The organism is Rhodobacter viridis, from assembly GCF_003217355.1.
GTDB classification, from domain to species: Bacteria; Pseudomonadota; Alphaproteobacteria; order Rhodobacterales; family Rhodobacteraceae; genus Rhodobacter; species Rhodobacter viridis.
In genome coordinates this window covers 136,027-154,032 of the sequence record NZ_QJTK01000009.1, presented here as the reverse complement: position 1 = coordinate 154,032, position 18,006 = coordinate 136,027, and the positions used below count along the sequence as shown (strand labels likewise).

Here is an 18,006-nt window from a genome sequence, read left to right as displayed (position 1 = left end):
CTCCTATCGCCTGCGGTAGACCGCCGGAGCGATCTGCTGCAGCGCCGGATGCCGCACCACCATCGACTCCGAATGGCCGACGAACAGGCAGCCACCGGGGTCCAGATGCGTGACCAGACGGTCGATCACCGCGGCCTGATCCTCCGGCTCGAAATAGATCAGCACATTGCGCAGGAAGATCACGTCGACGTCGTGGTCGACCGGATAGGCCGGGTCCATCAGGTTGAGACGCTGGAACTGCACCCGTCGGCGCAGATCGGGCACGACCCGGGCCGATTGCGCATATTCCGCCTGTCCACGCAGGAAATACCGCGCGCGCAGCGCGGGCGGAACGGGGCGCAGCATCTCGTCGGCATAGATCGCCCGGCGCGCGGTTTCCAGAACCGAGGCATTGATGTCAGTGCCAAGGATCGCCCAGTCGAAGGGCATCGCCCGTGCCTCTTCCGCCAGAACGATGGCGATCGTCCAGGCCTCGGCCCCGATCGAGGCTGCGGCACTCCAGATCTTGCAGCGGGTTCGGCCGCTGGCACGGAACCGCGGCAGGCACTCGGCGCGCAGGATCTGGAAATGCTCGGGCTCGCGGAAGAAATCGGTCTTGTTGGTGGTGATCGCATCGAAGATCGCGTCGCGTTCCTGATCGAGCGCGCCTTCCTCGAAGAGCCAGGCGAGATAGGCGTCGAAATCCTTGAGCCCAAGCTCCAGCAGGTGCCGGTGGAACCGCCCCTCGATCATCGTGCGCTTGGCCGTCGACAGGTTCACGCCGATTTCCAGCCGGACGAAATCGGTGAACTGATCGAACAGGGCAGAGCGCCGCGTCGCGGGGCGGACAAGGACACTCATGCTGCGGCCCGCGGGTTTCGGGCTTCGCGCAGCGTTTCGGCATCGAACATCCGCTGCAGATCAAGGAGCGCGACCAGTTGCCCGTCGCGGCGCCCAAGACTGGCGACGAAGCGGCTCTGGTCCCGGGAAAGGCCGGTCGCGGGCAGGGGATCCGGCCCCGGGGCATCGAGGTCGGTCACTTCCAGCACGCGCTCGGTCTTCAGCGCAAGGCCAAGCGGTCCCTGCGGGCTGTCGAGCCGCAGCACGACAAGGCGGGTGGCGGCATCGTCCGGACGCGGCGGCAGGCCGAGCAGGCGGCGCAGATCGATCACGGCCATGCCGGTGCCGCGCACATCGACCACGCCGAGCAGATGGTCGGGCCAATGCGGCACCCGCAAGAGCGGCGCCAGATCAAGGATTTCCTGCACCTGCGTCACCGGCAGGGCGAAGAGGTCGCCCTCGATCCGCAGGGTCAGGACCTGTTTTGTCGTGCTCATGCGACACGGTCCCGGTTGCCACCCCGCACGCTGAGGAAACGGGCGTCAAGCTCGTCCTCGGCATCGTCGAGCCGGAAGTCGAAGCCGCCGCCCGTGGCCGCCGGGGTTTTCGGCGCCGCGGGGCGGGGGGGCAGCTTGCGTTGCGGCTTCGCGGCATTGCGGGTTGCGACCGGAGCCGGGGCGGTATCACTCAGCCGGAAGAAGGCGATGGCCGATTGCAGCTGTTCGGCCTGACCGGCCAGTTCCTCGGCCGTGGCCGACATTTCCTCGGCGGCGGCGGTGTTTTGCTGCGTCACCTGATCAAGTTGCTGGATCGCGGTGTTGACCTGGCTCGCCCCGGTCGCCTGTTCCCGCGTCGCGCGGGAAATGTCGGAAACCAGACGCGAGGTGCGTTCGATATCGGGCACGAGACCGGCGAGCATGTCCCCCGCCTCCTGCGCCGCGCGCACGGTATTGCCCGAGAGCGCCGAGATTTCGCCCGCCGCGGTCTGCGAGCGCTCGGCGAGCTTGCGCACCTCCGAGGCGACGACGGCGAAACCGCGGCCATGCTCGCCCGCCCGCGCAGCCTCGACCGCGGCATTCAGCGCCAGAAGATCGGTCTGACGGGCGATTTCCTGCACCACCATGATCTTTTCCGCGATCGTCTGCATCGCTTCCACGGCACGCACCACCGCCTCGCCCGAAAGCCGGGCATCCTCGGCGGATTTGCGGGCCATCGCCTCGGTCTCGCCCGAGTTCTGCGCGTTCTGCTTGATCGAGGCGGCCATCTCTTCCATCGAGGAGGAGGCCTCTTCGGTGGCGGTGGCCTGTTCGGTGGCGCCGTGATTAAGTTCCTGCGCCGTGGCCGAAAGCTGCTCCGCCCCGGTGGCGACATCGCGCGAGGCGGTCGAGACATCGGCAACGATCCCGCGCAGACGCTGCACCATCCGGTTCAGCGCCGTGGAAAGATCGCCGATCTCGTCGCGCGAGGTCACCGTGACCGTCGCGCGCAGATCCCCCGCCGCGACGGTTTCGGCCAGACCGACCGCCGCCGACAGCGCCTTGCGCACCCGCGCACCGAACATCAGCACCGCCGTCAGCGCGACCAGAGCCGAGATCACGGTGATCGCGCCGATCATGTAGGCCAGCTGGCGCGCCAGCGACAGGGTCTCCCCGATCAGCCGTTGCGCTTCCTCCTGCTGGTAGCGCGCCAGCTTGTCGAGGGCGAGGTTCAGCTTTTCGATCGACGACGGATAGGTTTCGCCCAGATAGACCCGCGCGCCGTCGGAATCATGGGCCCGCGCGAAGGCCTCCAGCCGGTCAAGCGCGGCATCGCCCGCGATCTTGGCGGCTTCGACCTCGGCCACGAGTCCCTTTTCCGCATCGGTCAGATAGGTGGCCAGATAGGCCTCCCAGTCTTGCTGTGCGCCAATGCGGGAGGTCTGCAATTCCTGCACCGCCTGATCCCAGGGCTCGCCGCGCGAAATCGCCCCGCGCAGCGTGGCGGGGCCCTCGAACAGATAGACATCCGCCACGTCCTTGATCTGCCGCATCGGCACGATCCGGTCCGCCTGAACCGAGGAGATCGCGCTGGTCATCCGCTCCGATCCCCAGAAACTCGTCGCCGCGATCACCAGCATGGCGACGAAGCCGATCATCTGGATCATCATGATCTTGGCGGAAACGCTTTGCAGGCGCCCGCGGGTCGTGGGGGTCATCTCGGTCATCTGTGGATGTCCTTCCGGAGTTCTGCGCTGCGGGCGCAATGGGTTCTGAAGATGGCGGGCAAGTCGGGCAGGATCACGAAGCCGCCATCGCGATGGCCGATGCCGCGGACGGCTTCGGCGGGCCAGCGGCTGCCGACGGGCGGCACGGGTTCGACGGTGGCGGGGTCAAGGCTCGAGACGTCGAGCACCTTGTCGGCGAGGATCGCCACGGTCACCGGCCCGGTTTCGAGCGGCACGTCGAGCACGACCATGCGGGTATCGTTCGTCGCGGCTTCGGCAGGCATGCCGAAGACCACGCGCAGATCGGCGAGCGGCACCACCGCGCCGCGCACGTTGATCAGACCGAAGACGAAGTCCCCGGAATTGGGCATCCGCGTCACCGGCACGGGTTCGAGGATCTCGTGCAGATCCGAGGCGGCAATGGCCAGCATCTCGCGGCCCAGACGCATGGTCACGATGTCGATCGGCTTGCTGCTCATGCCGCGCTCTCCCGCCGGTGCAGGTCTTCGGCTTCGCGGCCGAGCGCAACGATCTGACCGACATCCAGCACCAGCGCCACCCGGCCGTCGCCAAGGATCGTCGCGCCCGAGAAGCCGCGCAGATGCGCCTGCAGCGGGGACAGCTGCTTGATCACCGTCTGGGTGTTGGCGACGATCCGGTCCACGACGAGGCCGATGCGGTTGCCCGCGGCCTGCACCACGACGACCTTCGGGTGCAGCAAGGGCGGGGCGGTGACGCCAAACAGGCTGCGCAGCCGCAAGAACGGCACCAGCGCGCCGCGGATGTTGAGGAAGGCGGTGCCGGTCCCGGGATGGGCCTGATCGGCGGGCAGTTCCACGCATTCCTCGACCGCGGCGAGCGGGATCGTGTAGCGCTCGCCGCCGACCTCGACCAGCAAGCCGTCGATGATCGCCAGCGTCAGCGGCAGGCGCAGGGTCACGGTGGTGCCATGACCCGGCTCGGACGAGATCTCGATCTGGCCGCGCAGTTGTTCGATCGAGCGGCGCACGACATCCATGCCGACGCCGCGCCCCGAGACCTCGGTCACCGCCGCGGCGGTCGAAAAACCGGGTTCGAAGATCAGCGCGTAAAGCTCGCGTTCCGACAGTTGCGCTTCGGGGGCGATCAGCCCGTTGGTCACCGCGCGGGCGCGGATGCGGCCAAGATCGAGGCCGCGGCCATCGTCGGTCAGGGTGATCAGCACCTCGGCCCCGGAATAGGTGGCGGCAAGGCGGATCGTTCCGCTTTCGGGCTTGCCCGCGGCCCGGCGGGTCTCGGCGGTTTCAAGCCCGTGATCGGCGGCATTGCGCAGAAGATGCACCAGCGGATCGGCGATCAGCTCGATCATCGTCTTGTCGAGTTCGGTGTCCTCGCCCGTGACCTCGAAGCGGATCGGCTTGCCGAGCGTCGCGGAAAGATCGCGGACAAGACGGCGAAACCGCCCGGTGACCGAGGCGATCGGCACCATCCGCATCGACATCGTGGCCGAGCGCAGCCCGGCGGCCAGACGCTCGATATCCTCGGCGACGGCGAGCAGGGCAGGGTCCTTGCGGCTGGAGGCCAGCGCCTGCAACCTTGCCTCGACGATGACGAGTTCGCCCACCCGGTCCATCAGCTCGTCCAGCCGCTCGGTCGCGACCCGCATCGTCTCGCCCCCGGCGGCGGGCTGGGTCTTCGGACCGGTCGTGGCGGGCTGCGCCGCCGTCGAGGCCGCGGCAAGGGGGGGATCGGCTTTCTCGGCCGGATCGAGCTCAAGCTCCAGATCGTCGCCATGAAACAGGAAGACATCTTCGATCGCACCGCGCGGCACGGGCGTGTCGAAGGACACTTCCCAGGCCATCAGGCAATCGGTGGGATCGAGGGTTTCAAGCGTCGGGATCTTCGCGGTGATCGCCTGCACGCGCGCCGGGCCAAGTTCACGCAGCTCGTCCAGCAGCATCTGCGGATCATGGCCGAGCCGCAGCACATCGGGCGGCAGACGAAAGCGCAGCCGGCTGGCGGTCGCCAACGGCGGGGCGGCTTCGGTCCTTTGGGCAACGTGGGCCCCGCCGCCGGGCATCGCCTGCGCCAGCGCGTCCAGCACCGAGCGCGCGGCTTCGGCCTCGGCCTCGGGGGTGGCGATCATCGGCAGGATGCGGTCGCAGGCGCGCAGGGCGACGGCGACGATGGCAGGGCTCAGCGCCACCTCGCCCTGACGGATGCGGTCGAAGGCGGTTTCGAATTCATGCAGAAAGGCGCTCATCGCGGCAAAGCCGAACATCGCGCCGGAGCCCTTCAGCGTGTGCAGGCTGCGAAAGGCGGCATTGACCAGGTCCGAAGTCTCGGGCGTGGTTTCAAGCTCGAGCAGATCGCGTTCGAGCGACGCCACCAGTTCGGCGGCCTCCTGCAAGAAGATCTGCCCGGCTTCGTCGGTCATGCGCGCACGACCTTGCGCACGACCTCAAGCAGTTTCGCCTGATCGAAGGGTTTGGTCAGCCAGCCCGTGGCGCCCGCTGCACGGGCGGCGGATTTCAGGTCGTCGCGCGACTCGGTCGACAGGAACACCACCGGCACGCCCACCGAATTCGGGGTCGCCCGGAACCGCTTGATGAAGCCCAGCCCGTCCAGCACCGGCATGTTCTGGTCGGTGAAGACGCAATCGACCTTGGCCGTGGCCAGCTTCTTCAGCGCATCTTCGCCATCGACGGCCTCAAGCACGGCAAAGCCGGCGCCGCGCAGCGTCATGCTCATCATCTGCCGGACCGAAGGGCTGTCGTCGATGGTCATGATGGTCTTTGACATGGGGTCTCCTCATGGGGTGGTCAGGCCGGTCCAGCGCCCGGCGTCGATCTGCGCGCCGGTATCAAGGGCATCCTCGACCCCCAGCGCCGTCAGCGCCGTGGCCAGACCCCCCTTTGCCGGACAGGAAATCTCGAGCCGCTTGCCCCGTGCCTGCGCCATGCGCTGGGCCGCGAACAGCAGCTGCACCAGCGCGGGCGAGGCACCGGTCAAGGCCGCGGTCTCGATCCGCGGATCGGCCTCGGTCTCGATCAGCCGGATCAGCGCGAGCTTGAGCCCGGTCAGATCCTGCAGGGATGGGGAATCGCAAAGGTCGATCATCGGGCGCGCGTTGCTGGCAAGATGCCTGAAAGCTACGGGCGGCAGCTTACCGAAACGCTAATCCGGATCGTTTTCCTTCGAATTTTATCGAGTCGGCGCAACTGTGCGTTGCATCGTTCGGCCTAGCGCAGACGCTGCACCAGAAGCTCCACCTCGGCGCGTTCTTCGGCGCTGCACTCGGCCATCACATCCGCACCGGCCCGCATGCAGACCTCGCGCCCCGAGAACCGGAACTCGCCATCTTCTTCCAGACGCTTGATCAAACGCGACATCGTCTCGCGCTGCACGCCGATCAGATCGGCCAGATCCGAGCGCGTCATCGGCAGCTGCATCCGCAACTCCGCCCCAGTGCGCGTGCCATGCCGGGCCATCAGCCAGGTCAGCAGCTCTTCCAGCCGGTCCTTGTTCGAGGTCGTCGCGGCGGCGATGATCCGCGCATGGCTGCGGTCGATCTCGGCCACGGCCCGCACCATCAGCCGCTCCATGATCGCGGGATGGCTGCGCAGAAGTTTCTCGGCGCTGCCGCGCGCGACGGTGCAGACCCGCGCGGGCATCAGCGCCCGGGCCTCGGTCTGGTGTTCGCCGTGGCTCAGGAAGGAGCGGAAGCCGACGATCTCGCCCGGATAGGCAAGGCGCATCAGCGTCGAGGAGCCGTCCGGGTTGTGGCTGCGCAGCGCGATCAGCCCCTTCGAGACGCAGAACACGCCCTTGTTGCGGCTGCCCTGTTCGAACAGCACTTCGCCCGCGGCGATCTCGCGGCGGGAAAAGCCGCAGGCCAAGACCGACACGCCGCCGATCCCCACGGGATTCCACAGGCTCTTTTCGTAGAAGAGGCACTTCCCGCAGGGGTGCGTCGGGGGATCAAGGGCGTCAAGCATCGAAATACGCGGCCTTTGCGCCGGTTGGATTTCCGACGACTTTACTCCCGTTTCGCTGCCCGGGCGAGTGCGACCCATGGTATCACTTTGCGGACAGGGGCAAAAACCTGTGATAGCCGTCACTGACAAGCGCAAATTGCCTTTCGATATCCGAGCGATGACCTTGCAGCACCGGAGCGAGCCGATGAGAGATGAAACCGCAACCGCTCCGCAGGGGACAGGTCTGCCGCCGAAACCGGCCGCGCGTCAGGGCAAGGTGTCACTGCGGGAATACCTTCGGCTGTTTCAGCGCGACATTCTGTCGGCGCAGCCCGCGCATCTTTACCGCGCCTGGATGGCCGAGATGAAGACGCCGTTCTTCCGGTCGTTTCTGTGCAACGAACCGGATCTGGTGCACCGGGTGCTGCGGGGCTCGCCGCATGACTTCCCGAAATCCGAACGCATCCGCTTCGGTCTGAAACCGCTTCTGCGTGACTCTGTCTTCATCACCAACGGCGCGCTTTGGGAGCATCAACGCCGCATCATCGACCCCGCCTTCGAGGGCGGCCGTCTGCGCGAGGTTTTCCCGGCGATGTGGGACAGCGGCGTCGCCGCGGTCGCGCGGCTGCAGGCCAAGGCCGATGGCAAGCCCTTGGAAATCGAGGCGGAAACCAGCCATGTGGCGATGGATGTGATCTTCCGCACGATGTTCTCGATGCCGATCGAGCACGAGATCGCGCAAGCCGCCTTCGAGGGCTTCCGCGCCCATCAGGCCGCGCATCCGGTGGCGAACCTGGCCGCGATCCTGCCCTTCCCGAAATGGTTCCCCTCGTTCCATTCGAAACAGACGGTCGCCACGGCGCAGGCGATCCGGGCGCTGATCCGAAAGCTGGCGACGATGCGGGCGAACGAGATCGAGAACGGCATCGCGCCCGACGATCTGGCGACGAAGATCATGACGACGCCCGACCCGGAAACCGGCCATGTCTTCGAGACCGAAGAAATGGTCGATCAGGTGGCGATCTTTTTCCTCGCCGGGCACGAGACCTCGGCCGCGGCGCTGGCCTGGTCGCTGTACCTGCTCGCCACCCATCCCGACTGGCAGGAGAAACTGGCCGCGGAAGCGACCGAGGTGCTGGGCGACGACATTCCGGTGTTCTCGACCCTCAACCGGCTGAAGCTGTCGCGGGCGGTGTTCCGCGAATCGATGCGGCTTTACCCGCCGGTGCCGATGTTCGTGCGCGAGGCCGCCTGCCCGATGAGCTTCCGCGGCCGCAAGGTGAAGAAGGGGGCGCAGATCATCGTCAGCCCGTGGCACCTGCATCGGCACGAGCGGATCTGGGACAACCCGGATGCTTTCGATCCCGGCCGCTGGGAGACCGAGAACGGCAAGATCGGCTTGCGTGACGCCTATGTGCCGTTTTCGGAAGGACCGCGGGTCTGCCCGGGCGCGGCTTTTGCGATGGCCGAAGGGCCGCTCATCCTGTCGATGTTCCTGCGTGCCTTCCGCTTCGAACCCGTCGCGGGCGAGGTGCCGATGCCGGTCGCGCATCTGACCGTGCGTTCGGATGCCGGGATCAAGCTGAAACTGACCCCCCGGAGCTGATCCGGGGGAGGCCGTTCATTCCGCCAGATGCAGCACCCGGTCGGCCAGATCGGCATCGGGGCTGCGGTGGCTGACGAAGATGATCCCGGTGTCGGGCAGAAGCGCGCGGATGCCCGCCAGCGTCGCCTTGGCCGTCGGCGCATCCAGCCCCTCGGTCGGTTCATCCAGCATCAGCACCTTCGGACGGCGCAGAACGGCGCGCGCCAGCGCCAGCCGCTTCGCCTGACCGCCCGACAGGCCCGAGCCATGCGGGCCAAGCTGCGTCGCAAGCCCTTCGCGGGCGCGCAACGTGCTGGCCAGATCGACAGCCTCGAGCACCTTCCAGAGCAGGTCTTCGTCCAGCGGCTGCCCCTCGGGCAGGGCCAGCGACAGGTTCTCGGCCACGGTGCCCGCCATCAGCGCCGAGCGTTGTGGCACCAGCGTCAGCCACGAGCGCAAGAGTTCCTCCGACCAATCCGCCAAAGGCACGCCTGAAAGCAGGATCTGCCCCGAAACGGGCGCGGTCAGACCGGCCAGCGTGGCGAGCAGGGTCGATTTGCCGACGCCCGACGGCCCGGTGATCAGCAGCGTCTCGGCCCGGGCGAGGGTGAAGGAGACCGGCCCGAAGCTGTCGCGCTGCGCCCCCGCGCGGCGATGGCGCAGATCGGTGACGTTCAGCAGCGGCTTTTCGGGCAAAGGCAGCGGCACGACGGCCGGTTCGGGCCGCGGCGGCGTGTCGGTCAGGCGCAGAACCCGCTCGGCCGCGCCCTGCATCCGGCCCCATTCCGCCAGACCGCGGCGCAGTGCGCCAAGGCTTTCGGCCAGCGCCAGCGCCACGAAGAAACCGATGGCGGCGCGGGCGGGCGAGATCAACCCGGCCTCGGCCGCGGTGCCGCCCAGATAAAGCGTCGCCGCGGCGGCCAGACCGACGGTCAGCGACAGTGCCGAGGAGGATTGCCGCTCGATATCGTCGAGACGATTGCGGGCGGTTTCCTCGGCATTCACCGCCTCAAGCGCCACACCGGTCAGACGATCGAGCGCCCCGGCCACGGCCAGATCGGCGCGGTTGCGCATCAGATCGAGGCTGGCGGCGCGCAAGGATTGCAGCCCGGCCTCGGCCGCGGCGGCCGGGCGATGGGCGATGCGGGCGGTGACCGCAAGGATCAGCGTGCCGCCAAGCGCATAGATCAGCGCCAGCGCGATCGCGGCGGCGGGGGTCACAAGGAACCAGACCGCCAGCGTGCCCGCGGCCAGACCGGCCAGCGCGGCGCTGATCGGCAGCACAAGGCGCAGCATCAGCCCATCAAGCGCGTCGATGTCCGAGGTGATGCGGTTCAGCGCCTCGGCCCCGCGCAGGCGCGATTGCACCTCATGCGGCAGCCGGGTGATCCCGGCATAGACGGCACTGCGCATCCCGGCCAGCGCGCGCAGCGTGGCGTCATGCGTCAGCAGGCGCTCGCCATAGCGTGCCATCGCGCGGCCAAGCGCCAGAAACCGGACCCCGGCCGAAGGGCGGAAGAAGTCGAAGCCGACCCCGACCCCGGCCACCCCGGCCGCCGCCGCGGCGGTGACGAACCAGCCCGACAGGCCGAGCAGGGCAACGCCCATGACCAGCACGGTGACCATCAGCGCAAGGCCGCGGAGGAAGGCGGTGCGGTCCGTTTCTGACAGGCGACGGGCCAGACGGAAAAGCGCGATCATGTCCGGTCCTCCGCATCATGGCCATTGCCTTCAAGGGCGATCACCCTATCCATCGCGGCGATCACCGTGGGATCATGGCTGGCAATCAAAAGCGCCGCGCCGCCATCGCGCAGCGCCATCAGCCCGGCCAGCACCAGCTGCGCGGTTTCGGCATCAAGGTCGGCGGTCGGCTCGTCGGCCAGGATCAGATGCGCCTGCGCGTGGTGGGCACGGGCCAGCATCAGCCGCCGCGCCTCGCCCCCCGAGACGCCGCCGCCGATATCGCCGAGCGGCGTCGCCAAGCCTTCGGGCAGGGCGGCAATGATTTCCTCGGCATGGGCGGCCTTCAGCGCCGCGGCCAGATCGCCCGGACGGCCAAGCGTGATGGCTTCGGACAAGGGCGCGGCGATGAATTGCGGCGCCTGCGGCAGCCAGCCGAGCCCGGCGCGGATCGCATCGGCGCTGTCTTCGGCCAGAGCCGTCTCGCCCCAGCGGATCTCGCCCGCATCGGGGCGGATCAGCCCGGCCAGAGCGGCAATAAGGGTGGTCTTGCCCGCGCCCGAAGGCCCGGAAATGGCCACGGCCTCGCCCGGGGCCACCTGCCCGTCGGGCAGGGAAATCGGCGCGGCGCCGGGGCCCGGGCGCAGCGCCAGACCGTGCCAGCTGAGCGCCGCAGGCGGCAGCGCCGTCGCAGCGGCGCCCGAGCCCATGATCTGACCTTCTTCCGACAGCATCGCCTTGGCGGCCTTGAGTTCGCCCGCAACGGCAAAGGCCGAGGCCCGGTCATGCCAGGCGGCGGCCAGATCGCGCATCGGCTGGAACATGTTCGGCGCCAGCATCAAAAGGAAAATCCCGCTCGCCGGGTGCAGCTGCCCGCCCCAGGAGCCCCAGGTGATCTCTCCAAGCAGGTTGAAGCCGACATAAACCGCGACCAGCGCGACGCCGAGCGCGGAAAAGAGTTCCAGCACGGTCGAGGACAGGAAGGCGACCGTCAGCACCTTCATCGTGCGCGCGCGCAGGATGTGAAACACGATCGACAGTTCGCGTCCGGCCCGGGCCTCGGCGCCCAGCAGCCGCAGATCGGCGCTGGCGGCGATGCGGTCGGCCAGCGTGCCGTTCAGCGTGCCCATATGCGCCATCTGCCGTTCCGAGGCCTGTTGCGCCGCCATCCCGATCAGCGCCATGAAGACCGGGATCAGCGGCCCGGCGATCATGAAGATCAGCGCGACGACCCAGCTCAGCGGCGCGACCAGCGCCAGAAACACGAGCGGCACGATGCGCGAGCGCGTCATCGCCGGGGTGAAGCGCGACACATAGGGACCGAGCAGCGCCAGCTTCTCGCCCGCAAGGCTGGCGAGTTCGGCGGGGGCCATGCCGGTGGCGCGGGCATCAAGACGCGCGGCCTCGGTCAGCAGTTGCGCCCGTTCGCTGGCCACAAGCGTCGTCGCGGCGCGGTTGGCGCGGGCCTGCGCGGCGGCATCAAGCGCGGCCCGCAGCAGCATCACGAAGACGAATCCGATTGCGGCCTGCGGCACCGAAAGGCTGGCGGGCGGGGCCACCAAACCGCCAAGGGCGGTGGCGACCAGCGCGGCCTGCGCGGCCCAGAGCATCTCGGACAGGGCGGCCAGCATCCCGGCCGAGCGCAGTTGCTTCGAGACCGGAGCGGTCAGACGGGCCAATTCGGCCTTGGCTTCAGCGGGTGACAGACAGGTTTCGGTCATCGAGCCTTCAATCTTGGGCCTTTTCGCGGCGATGGGTCAGGATCGGCGACATGATTCCGCCCACCGACGCCAGCCTTAACACCGCCGCCGCGCAATCGCCACCGCTTCGCGGTTGACCTTGCGGAGCCAAGCGGGCAAGGCAGACGCCGGAGGCGACGATGCACGCAATCGATATCGGACATGTGACGCTGGAACGGGACGGGGCAAGGATCTTTCCTGATCTGACCCTGCGCCTGACCGAGCGGCGCATCGGGGTTGTCGGGCGCAACGGCGCGGGCAAATCCTCGCTGATCCGGCTGATCACCGGGCTTGTGGCGCCGCAGCGCGGGCAGGTCCGGGTGAACGGCATCGAGGTCGCGAAGGATCGCACCGGGGCGCTGGCGACGGTCGGTCTGCTGTTTCAGAACCCCGATCACCAGATCATCTTTCCGGTGGTGCGCGACGAGATCGCCTTCGGTCTGGAACAGAAGGGCCTGAAGCGCGCCGAGGCGCTGCGCCGGGCCGAGGCCGTTCTGGCGGCGCAGGGGCGGTCGGACTGGGCGGATCGGCTCTGCCATACGCTGTCGCAGGGGCAACGCCAGCTGGTCTGCCTGATGTCGATCCTCGCGATGGAGCCGGACTGGATCCTGTTCGACGAGCCGTTCAATTCGCTCGATTTGCCGACCGCGCTGGCGATCGAGGCGCGGATCGCGGCGCTGGCGCAGCATGTCGTTCTGGTGACGCATGATCCGGCGCGGCTGACCGGCTTTGACCGCATCCTGTGGCTGGAAGCGGGCCGGATCGAGGCCGATGGCCCGCCCGCCGAGGTTCTGCCGCGCTACATCGCGGCGATGGAGGCGCTGGCGCGGGACGCGGCATGCTGAGCCTCGCGCTGCCCTATCGGACCTGGGCGCATCGCCTGCCCGCTGCGCTGAAATTCGGTCTTCTGACCCTTGCGATGATCGGGTTGATGCAGATCGGCACTCTTGCGGGGCAGGGGGCGGCGGTGCTGATCGCGCTGGCGCTGACCGCCAGCCTGGGGCGTCGCGCGATGGCGCAAAGCCTTGTGACGCTGCGGCCGCTGGTCTGGATCGTGGCGGTGATCCTGATCTGGGACACGCTGCAGGGCGACTTTCGTCTGGGGGTCCTGTTCGGTCTGCGGGTCTTCGCGATGGTCGGGCTGGCCAATGTGGTGACCCTGACGACGCCCCTGCCCGAGATCGTTGCCCTGATCGAACGCCTTGCCCAACCGCTTGCGAAGTTTGGCATTTCCCCGCGTGTCCCGGCGATTTCCGTGGCTCTGGTGATCCGCTTCGTGCCGGTTCTGCGCGCGCGCTACGACACCCTGACCGAGGCCTGGATGGCCCGCTCCGCCCGCAAACCCCGCACGAAACTCCTTGCGCCGTTGACGTTTTCGCTGCTTGACGATGCAGATCATATGGCCGATGCACTGCGCGCACGCGGTGGATTGGCCCTGCCGCACAGGGGGAGAGACTGACTTGGAACGTAATGTGACCCTTATCGGGCTGTTCGCCGCGCTGATCGTGGCGCTGGGCTTCGTGCCTGCCATTCCGCTCGGCTTCGGCGTGCCGATCACGCTGCAATCGCTCGGCGTGATGCTGGCGGGGGCCGTTCTGGGCAGCTGGCGCGGGGCGCTGGCGGTGCTTCTGGTGCAGGCGCTGGTCGCGATCGGCCTGCCGGTGCTGGCGGGCGGCCGCGGTGGCCTTGGCATCTTCGTCGGCCCGACCGCGGGCTTCCTGATCGGCTGGCTTCCGGCCGCCTTCGTCACCGGCCTGATCGTCGAGCGCCTGCGCCGCGTTCCGGTCGCCCTTGCCGCCGGGATCGGCGCGACGCTCGGGGGCATCGTCGTGATGTATGCGCTCGGCATTGTCGGCTTCTGGCTGGTGAAGAACGCGGGCCTGAAACCCGAAGACGCGCCGATGAGCCTCTCGGCCGCGACGCTGATCATGGCCCCCTTCATCCCGGGCGACATGATCAAGGTCGTGGTGACCGCGTTCGTCACCCGCACCATCGCGCAATACCGCCCCTCGGCGCTGCTCGCCCGCGCCTGAGCTTGCAAGACTTCGAAAAGCCCGAAGCGGGCCTGCGCTTCGGGCTTTTTCATGCCTGCCGCCCAAGGCTGCGACAGCCTGACGCTGCATTGCGGCGAAGCGTCATGAAATCTTCGTGAAGCTGCAACGGAAGCGTCGCTCCCGACTGTTGATACTTCAACTGCATCGACAACGGGGTTTGATCATGTTCGACGCTTCCGCCACCCGTCCGCGCCGCCGTTACCGCAGTCTGTTCCTGTCTGATCTGCATCTGGGCGCAAGGGGGTGTCGCGCGGCGGAGATCCTCGATTTCCTGACCGGCGTCGACGCCGAGACGATCTATCTGGTCGGCGACATTCTGGATGTCTGGCACCCGGGCAAGCTGCACTGGGGCGCGGCGCAGGATGCGATCTGGAGCGATCTGAGCGCCCGCGCCCGGTCCGGCACCCGCGTCGTCTATCTGCCCGGCAATCACGACGCCCCCCTGCGCGAGATCGAGGGCGACCGTTACGAATGTTTCGAGCTGACCGACAGCCTGACCCACATTGCCGCGGACGGCACCCGCTACCTTGTCCTGCATGGCGATCAGGTCGATGCGCGGATCTTCCGCTTCCACATCATGACCCGGATCGGCTCCCGGCTCGATGCCGCCCTGCGCGCGGTTGATCACGCGTTGCGCGGCCTGCGGCCCTCGGCGAAGCGGGGGATTTTCGAATGGGCGATCTGTGGCGTCAACGCCTTGATGATGGTCGGCAACGGCTTCGAGAAGCGTCTGGCGACGATGGCGATCACGACCGGGCACGAAGGGGTGATTTGCGGTCACTTCCACAAGGCGGCACTGCGGCAGAGCGGCCCGATCACCTATGCGAATTGCGGCGATTGGGTCGACAGCCGGACGGCGCTGGTTGAAACCTTCGACGGCGCTCTCCAACTTGTCGAATGGCGCGCCGAGGTGGAAGCCGTTCCGGCCCGCCAAGGTCTGATGGGGGAGGTCGAAGCATGATCGCCGAAACGCTGGCCGGGTTTGCCGGACTTGCCGCTGCCCTGCATGTCTCGACCGCCGCGCTGACGGCGTGGCGCTATCGCGGCCCGGCGCCGGTTCTGCTGCCCGCCAATCCGCCGCTGGTGACGCTTCTGCGGCCGGTCTGCGGGCTCGACACCCATGACGCGGAAACGCTGCGCTCGTCTTTTGAGCTGAGTTACCCGAACCTCGAGATCATCTTTTGTGCGGCACTTGAAGACGACCCGGCGGTGACGCTTCTGCGCGGTCTGATCGCCGAATACCCGCAAGCGCGGGCGCAACTCTTGATCGGCGAGGACCGGATCACTGGCAATCCGAAGCTCAACAATCTGGAAAAGGGCTGGAAGGCGTCGAAGGGCGAGATCGTCGCGATGGCGGATTCGAACCTGCTGCTGCCGCGCGATTATATCGAGCAGATCCTCGCCACCTTCCGCCCCGATACCGGTCTTGTCACCTCGCCCCCGGTCGGCATCCGCGCCGAGGGGCTGTGGGCCGCGCTCGAATGCGCCTTCCTCGACGGCTTTCAGGACCGCTGGCAACTGGCCTCGGACAGTCTGGGCAACGGCTTCGCGCAGGGCAAGACGCTCGCTTGGCGGCGCGAGGTGCTGGAGAATGCGGGCGGTCTGGTGGCGCTCGGCCGCGATCTGGCCGAGGATGTGGCCTCGACCAAGGCGGTGCGGGCGCAGGGGCTGAAGGTGCGGCTGACGCGGCGGGCCTTTACCCAGCCGATCGGGGCGCGCGGCTTCCTGTCGGTCTGGAAGCGGCAGTTGCGCTGGGCGCGGGTGCGCCGCGACGGCTTTCCGCTGCTCTTTGCCGCCGAAATCCTGCTCGGGCCCTTCGTGCCGCTGGCCGCGCTGATCCCGATGCTCGGCCTCTGGACGGCGGCGCTGGCGCTGCCCTTCTTCGCGCTCTGGTACGGGGTCGAGGTGGCGATGAACCGTGTCGCGGGCTGGCCCGCGCGGCGGATCGACATTGCCGCGATGGTGCTGCGTGATCTGCTGCTGGCGCCGCTCTGGGTCGCCACCTGGCGCGCGCGCGGGTTCGAATGGCGCGGCAATGCGCTGGCGCCGACGCAGGAGGCGAAGGCGTAAGTCATGGGCGTGTCCTGCATCATTCCGGCCTATAACGAGGCTCCCCGCATCGCCGCCGTGCTGCAAACCGTGATCGGCCATCCGCTGATCGACGAGGTGATCGTGGTCGATGACGGATCGAGCGACGGCACCGCCGAGGTGGCGGCGCTGGTGCCCGGTCTCCGGCTGATCCGGCAAAGCCCGAACCGGGGCAAAAGCTGGGCCGTGTCGGTCGGCATCGAGGCCGCGCGTCACGAGCTGATCCTGCTGCTGGACAGCGATCTTCTGGGCCTTGCGCCCGAGGCGATCTCGGATCTGATCGCGCCGGTTCGATCGGGTCAGGCCGATGTGGCGATCTCGCTGCGGGGGAATGCCCCTTTGCCGTGGCGACTGATCGGGCTTGACTACATCTCGGGCGAGCGGGTGCTACGCCGCGGGCTGATCGGTCAGCCGCAGGCGCTGCGGGCGTTGCCGCGCTTCGGGCTTGAAATGCACCTCAATCGCCGTCTGATCGCGGCCCGGGCGCGGATTGCGATCGTGCGCTGGCCCGAGGTGGCAAGCCCCTGGAAGGGTGCGAAACGCGGCCGTCTGGCAGGCGTTCTGGCCGATCTGCGGATGCTCGCCGACATGTTCCGCACCGTGCCGCTGCACCGCGCGGTCGGGCAGATCGTGGCGATGCGGGGCCTTGCCGCCTAGTCGCGGTCCGGCACGTCGGGCAGTGAGGCGAATTCGACCAGGAACTTCGCCGAGAGCGGCAGGCTGGCGGCGCCAAGCGACCGCGCCTGCGGTCCTGCCGTTCCCGCCATGATCCGCGGACGCGCCATTCCCGACAGGTCGATGTGATCCAGTTCCACCTCGATCGCCGCGATCAGCCGCGTGCGCAGCCGGTCTGGCAGCCAGCCGTCGATCACCATCGCCTGCAGATCACAGAGCGCCCCGGCCGAGGCCGCGACATGGGCGAGGCCCTTTGCCGCCTCGGCCAGCCACGGCGCAACGATCTCCTCGTCCAATTCCCAATCCGGCGCGGATTCCCACAGGAAGGCCCCGTTCTGCCCGCGCGCCGCCAGCGCCCGTTCCAGCGCCGAAAGCGAGGCCACCTCGACCAGCTGCCGCGAGCCGCCCTGCCCGTCGGGCACCGGCGTCGAGGCCAAGGCGCCCGCATTGCCACTGTGCCCGGCAAACATCGAGCCGCTCAGCACCAGCCCGCCGCCAACGAAAAAGCCAAGGAAGGCATAGACGAAATCCTTCGGCAGGCTGCCCTTGCCGAAGACCAATTCGGCATTGCAGGCGGCCGAGGCATCGTTTTCCAACAGCACCGGCCAAGGCATCTCGGGGGCAAGCTCGGCCCGGATGTCGCGGTGGCGCCAGTCGTCCATCGCATCCGCGGCCAGACCAAGCGACGCCGCCCAATCCCAGAGCTGGAACGGCAGGCCGATGCCAAGCCCTTGAATGCGCTTCAACAAGTCCTCGGGCAGCGGCGCGGTCAGCTCGGCCACCGAACGCCGGGCAAAGTCGATCACGCCATCGGGGCTGGGAAAATCATGCCGCATCACCCGCGCGCCGCGGACCTGACCGACGAAATCGATCAGAACCATCTCGGTCCGGCGCCGCCCGACCTTGAGGCCCAGAAACAGCGCCCCCTCGGGCGCCAGCGACATCGGCACCGTCGGTTGGCCGACCTTGCCGCGTACCGGGGCCTGCCGGGTCAGAAGCCCGGCGGCCTCGAGCCCGCGCATGATCACCGAAACGGTCTGCGCCGAAAGCCCGGTCAGCCGCGCGATTTCGGATTTCGCCAAGGCCCCGTGGCGGCGGATCAGCGACAGCACCAGCCGCTCGTTGCGGGCGCGCATCGCGGAATGGTCGGTGCCGATCTTGGCACCTGCGCCGTCCGTCTCTTCCCTGACCATCCGTTGCACGATCG

The 18,006-nt window shown here is 68.1% G+C and carries 18 protein-coding genes; 7 read left to right on the top strand and 11 right to left on the bottom strand.

Features of this window, described 5'->3' with window-relative positions:
* Positions 1-3 precede the first annotated feature (3 nt).
* From C8J30_RS12570 to C8J30_RS12535, 8 genes are all read right to left on the bottom strand, one after another.
* A complete protein-coding gene (locus C8J30_RS12570; RefSeq protein ID WP_110806191.1) occupies positions 4-840 on the bottom strand; it encodes a CheR family methyltransferase in 837 nt (278 codons plus the stop codon).
* Positions 837-1,316 (bottom strand): chemotaxis protein CheW, encoded by a 480-nt coding sequence (locus tag C8J30_RS12565; protein ID WP_110806190.1) that lies wholly within the window; start codon positions 1,314-1,316, stop codon positions 837-839. The genes C8J30_RS12570 and C8J30_RS12565 overlap by 4 nt, the downstream gene beginning before the upstream one ends.
* Positions 1,313-3,022, bottom strand: a complete 1,710-nt coding sequence (locus C8J30_RS12560) for a methyl-accepting chemotaxis protein (protein ID WP_146227909.1) — start codon at positions 3,020-3,022, stop codon at positions 1,313-1,315. The genes C8J30_RS12565 and C8J30_RS12560 overlap by 4 nt, the downstream gene beginning before the upstream one ends.
* Complete coding sequence (locus tag C8J30_RS12555) at positions 3,019-3,501, bottom strand: chemotaxis protein CheW (protein ID WP_110806189.1); 483 nt, start codon at positions 3,499-3,501, stop codon at positions 3,019-3,021. The genes C8J30_RS12560 and C8J30_RS12555 overlap by 4 nt, the downstream gene beginning before the upstream one ends.
* The gene (locus C8J30_RS12550) at positions 3,498-5,438 is read right to left on the bottom strand and encodes a chemotaxis protein CheA (RefSeq protein WP_110806188.1); all 1,941 of its coding nucleotides are present in this window, start codon (positions 5,436-5,438) and stop codon (positions 3,498-3,500) included. Before C8J30_RS12550 ends, C8J30_RS12555 begins: the two co-directional genes overlap by 4 nt.
* Positions 5,435-5,803: a response regulator gene (locus C8J30_RS12545; protein ID WP_110806187.1), complete on the bottom strand. Its 369-nt coding sequence runs from the start codon at positions 5,801-5,803 to the stop codon at positions 5,435-5,437. Before C8J30_RS12545 ends, C8J30_RS12550 begins: the two co-directional genes overlap by 4 nt.
* 9 nt (positions 5,804-5,812) lie before the next feature.
* A complete protein-coding gene (locus tag C8J30_RS12540) occupies positions 5,813-6,121 on the bottom strand; it encodes a hypothetical protein (RefSeq protein ID WP_110806186.1) in 309 nt (102 codons plus the stop codon).
* A gap of 122 nt (positions 6,122-6,243) precedes the next feature.
* On the bottom strand, positions 6,244-6,999 hold the full coding sequence (locus C8J30_RS12535; protein WP_110806185.1) for a Crp/Fnr family transcriptional regulator: 756 nt from the start codon (positions 6,997-6,999) through the stop codon (positions 6,244-6,246).
* Positions 7,000-7,183: 184 nt separating this feature from the next.
* Here C8J30_RS12535 and C8J30_RS12530 point away from each other — a divergent pair, with 184 nt between their 5' ends.
* The gene (locus C8J30_RS12530; RefSeq protein WP_110806218.1) at positions 7,184-8,584 is read left to right on the top strand and encodes a cytochrome P450; all 1,401 of its coding nucleotides are present in this window, start codon (positions 7,184-7,186) and stop codon (positions 8,582-8,584) included.
* A gap of 15 nt (positions 8,585-8,599) precedes the next feature.
* On the opposite strand, the gene cydC is transcribed toward C8J30_RS12530, so the two are convergent.
* The gene (gene cydC / locus C8J30_RS12525; protein ID WP_110806184.1) at positions 8,600-10,264 is read right to left on the bottom strand and encodes a thiol reductant ABC exporter subunit CydC; all 1,665 of its coding nucleotides are present in this window, start codon (positions 10,262-10,264) and stop codon (positions 8,600-8,602) included.
* Positions 10,261-11,964 carry an ABC transporter ATP-binding protein/permease gene (locus C8J30_RS12520; protein ID WP_110806183.1) on the bottom strand — a complete coding sequence of 568 codons (1,704 nt, stop codon included), beginning with the start codon at positions 11,962-11,964 and terminating at the stop codon, positions 10,261-10,263. Before C8J30_RS12520 ends, cydC begins: the two co-directional genes overlap by 4 nt.
* 158 nt (positions 11,965-12,122) lie before the next feature.
* On the opposite strand from C8J30_RS12520, the gene C8J30_RS12515 reads away from it, so the two are divergent.
* From C8J30_RS12515 to C8J30_RS12490, 6 genes are all read left to right on the top strand, one after another.
* Positions 12,123-12,827 (top strand): energy-coupling factor ABC transporter ATP-binding protein, encoded by a 705-nt coding sequence (locus C8J30_RS12515; RefSeq protein ID WP_110806182.1) that lies wholly within the window; start codon positions 12,123-12,125, stop codon positions 12,825-12,827.
* Positions 12,821-13,441, top strand: a complete 621-nt coding sequence (locus C8J30_RS12510) for an energy-coupling factor transporter transmembrane component T family protein (RefSeq protein WP_110806181.1) — start codon at positions 12,821-12,823, stop codon at positions 13,439-13,441. Before C8J30_RS12515 ends, C8J30_RS12510 begins: the two co-directional genes overlap by 7 nt.
* 1 nt (position 13,442) lies before the next feature.
* Positions 13,443-14,015: a biotin transporter BioY gene (locus tag C8J30_RS12505; protein ID WP_110806180.1), complete on the top strand. Its 573-nt coding sequence runs from the start codon at positions 13,443-13,445 to the stop codon at positions 14,013-14,015.
* Positions 14,016-14,199: 184 nt separating this feature from the next.
* Positions 14,200-14,997, top strand: a complete 798-nt coding sequence (locus tag C8J30_RS12500) for a UDP-2,3-diacylglucosamine diphosphatase (RefSeq protein ID WP_110806179.1) — start codon at positions 14,200-14,202, stop codon at positions 14,995-14,997.
* A complete protein-coding gene (locus C8J30_RS12495) occupies positions 14,994-16,106 on the top strand; it encodes a ceramide glucosyltransferase (RefSeq protein ID WP_110806178.1) in 1,113 nt (370 codons plus the stop codon). Before C8J30_RS12500 ends, C8J30_RS12495 begins: the two co-directional genes overlap by 4 nt.
* Positions 16,107-16,109: 3 nt before the next feature.
* Entirely contained in the window at positions 16,110-16,781 is a 672-nt protein-coding gene (locus tag C8J30_RS12490; protein ID WP_110806177.1) for a glycosyltransferase family 2 protein, read from the top strand.
* Here C8J30_RS12490 and C8J30_RS12485 read toward each other — a convergent pair.
* Entirely contained in the window at positions 16,778-17,992 is a 1,215-nt protein-coding gene (locus C8J30_RS12485; RefSeq protein WP_110806176.1) for an ROK family transcriptional regulator, read from the bottom strand. The genes C8J30_RS12490 and C8J30_RS12485 overlap by 4 nt on opposite strands.
* Between the last annotated feature and the right edge of the window lie 14 nt (positions 17,993-18,006).

What these genes read in the sequence shown, in the direction of transcription:
- C8J30_RS12550 (WP_110806188.1), bottom strand. Translation starts at nt 5,438, where the DNA reads ATGACCGACGAAGCCGGGCAGATCTTCTTGCAGGAGGCCGCCGAACTG.
- C8J30_RS12515 (WP_110806182.1), top strand. Translation starts at nt 12,123, where the DNA reads ATGCACGCAATCGATATCGGACATGTGACGCTGGAACGGGACGGGGCA.
- C8J30_RS12490 (WP_110806177.1), top strand. Translation starts at nt 16,110, where the DNA reads ATGGGCGTGTCCTGCATCATTCCGGCCTATAACGAGGCTCCCCGCATC.
- C8J30_RS12520 (WP_110806183.1), bottom strand. Translation starts at nt 11,964, where the DNA reads ATGACCGAAACCTGTCTGTCACCCGCTGAAGCCAAGGCCGAATTGGCC.
- C8J30_RS12565 (WP_110806190.1), bottom strand. Translation starts at nt 1,316, where the DNA reads ATGAGCACGACAAAACAGGTCCTGACCCTGCGGATCGAGGGCGACCTC.
- C8J30_RS12530 (WP_110806218.1), top strand. Translation starts at nt 7,184, where the DNA reads ATGAGAGATGAAACCGCAACCGCTCCGCAGGGGACAGGTCTGCCGCCG.
- C8J30_RS12510 (WP_110806181.1), top strand. Translation starts at nt 12,821, where the DNA reads ATGCTGAGCCTCGCGCTGCCCTATCGGACCTGGGCGCATCGCCTGCCC.
- C8J30_RS12560 (WP_146227909.1), bottom strand. Translation starts at nt 3,022, where the DNA reads ATGACCGAGATGACCCCCACGACCCGCGGGCGCCTGCAAAGCGTTTCC.
- C8J30_RS12570 (WP_110806191.1), bottom strand. Translation starts at nt 840, where the DNA reads ATGAGTGTCCTTGTCCGCCCCGCGACGCGGCGCTCTGCCCTGTTCGAT.
- C8J30_RS12535 (WP_110806185.1), bottom strand. Translation starts at nt 6,999, where the DNA reads ATGCTTGACGCCCTTGATCCCCCGACGCACCCCTGCGGGAAGTGCCTC.
- C8J30_RS12495 (WP_110806178.1), top strand. Translation starts at nt 14,994, where the DNA reads ATGATCGCCGAAACGCTGGCCGGGTTTGCCGGACTTGCCGCTGCCCTG.
- C8J30_RS12540 (WP_110806186.1), bottom strand. Translation starts at nt 6,121, where the DNA reads ATGATCGACCTTTGCGATTCCCCATCCCTGCAGGATCTGACCGGGCTC.
- C8J30_RS12500 (WP_110806179.1), top strand. Translation starts at nt 14,200, where the DNA reads ATGTTCGACGCTTCCGCCACCCGTCCGCGCCGCCGTTACCGCAGTCTG.
- cydC (WP_110806184.1), bottom strand. Translation starts at nt 10,264, where the DNA reads ATGATCGCGCTTTTCCGTCTGGCCCGTCGCCTGTCAGAAACGGACCGC.
- C8J30_RS12555 (WP_110806189.1), bottom strand. Translation starts at nt 3,501, where the DNA reads ATGAGCAGCAAGCCGATCGACATCGTGACCATGCGTCTGGGCCGCGAG.
- C8J30_RS12485 (WP_110806176.1), bottom strand. Translation starts at nt 17,992, where the DNA reads ATGGTCAGGGAAGAGACGGACGGCGCAGGTGCCAAGATCGGCACCGAC.
- C8J30_RS12545 (WP_110806187.1), bottom strand. Translation starts at nt 5,803, where the DNA reads ATGTCAAAGACCATCATGACCATCGACGACAGCCCTTCGGTCCGGCAG.